Source organism: Rathayibacter sp. AY1F2 (assembly GCF_002930885.1).
Taxonomy (GTDB): domain Bacteria; phylum Actinomycetota; class Actinomycetes; order Actinomycetales; family Microbacteriaceae; genus Rathayibacter.
This window is the reverse complement of sequence record NZ_PSVG01000056.1, coordinates 1-1,003: the sequence shown is the minus strand read 5'-3', so window position 1 is coordinate 1,003 and position 1,003 is coordinate 1. Positions and strand designations below refer to the sequence as shown.

The following is a 1,003-nucleotide window of genomic DNA, read 5'->3' as shown; positions in this document are numbered from 1 at the left end:
CAGCCCCACTCCCTCGGCGCCGAGCTCGACCGCGTTCGCAGCGCCGTCGGCCGAGCCGAGGTTCGCGAGCAGCGGCACGGCGTGGCCGTCTGCCAGCGCGCCGGGGACGACCGGTGCGGCGAGCATCTCGGCGCGCTCGGCGATCGAGGACTTCGCGGCGCCGATCTCGGCGTCCGAGGGGTTCACCGTCACGACGCCGGAGGTGGCGTCGAGGATGACGAGCTGGCCGTCCCGCAGGTCGAGGGCGCCGGTGGTGCCGACGATGGCGGTGATCGACTTCTCCCGGGCGAGGATCGCCGTGTGCGAGGTCGGTCCTCCGTCGCTGGTGATCAGACCGAGGACCTTCTCGAGGTCGAGCAGCGCCGTGTCGGCCGGAGCGAGGTCACGGGCGACGAGCACGAACGGCTCGTCCGACTCGGGGACGCCGGGAGCGGCGACGCCGCGCAGGTGCGCCACGACGCGCTGCGAGACGTCGTCGAGGTCGGTCGCGCGCTCGGCCATGTAGCCGCCCATCGCCACGAGCAGGTCGCGGAAGCCGGCGAAGGCCTCGTGCACGGCGCGCTCCGCGGTCTTGCCCCCGGCGATCCGCGCCTTGACGTCGTCCGCGAGGGACGGGTCCTCGGCCATCAGGGCCTGGGCGTCGAGGACGTCCTTCGCCGAGCCGCCGGCCCGCTCGCCGCGGTGGCGGATCGTCGCGGCGGTGGCGGAGAGCGACGAGACGGCGCGCTCCTCCTCCTGGGCGACGCTGCGGGTGCTGGCGGTGTCCTCGGGTTCGGGCAGCGGCTCCGGCATGCGCAGGACCGGCCCGAGGGCCAGCCCGCGTCCCACTCCGGTGCCCTGGAGCTTGGCGGAGGCGTAGGCGGTCTGAGGAGTGGACAGCGTCATGGGTGCTCGTTCCTGTCGTGCGGTGTGTCGGGCTCGACGTCGCGGCTGCGCTGCGCCTCCAGGTAGGCCGCGTACGCCTCGCGCGCGAGCCGGTAGCCGTTCGCGGAGGACTCGACCG

General features: G+C 74.6%; 1 protein-coding gene. It reads right to left on the bottom strand.

Annotation, left to right across the window (positions count from 1 at the left end; all coding sequences use genetic code 11):
* Window positions 1-885: PEP-utilizing enzyme (locus C5C54_RS17485; protein ID WP_146078907.1), on the bottom strand; the 885-nt coding region annotated here is incomplete at its 3' end.
* Window positions 886-1,003: the final 118 nt, after the last annotated feature.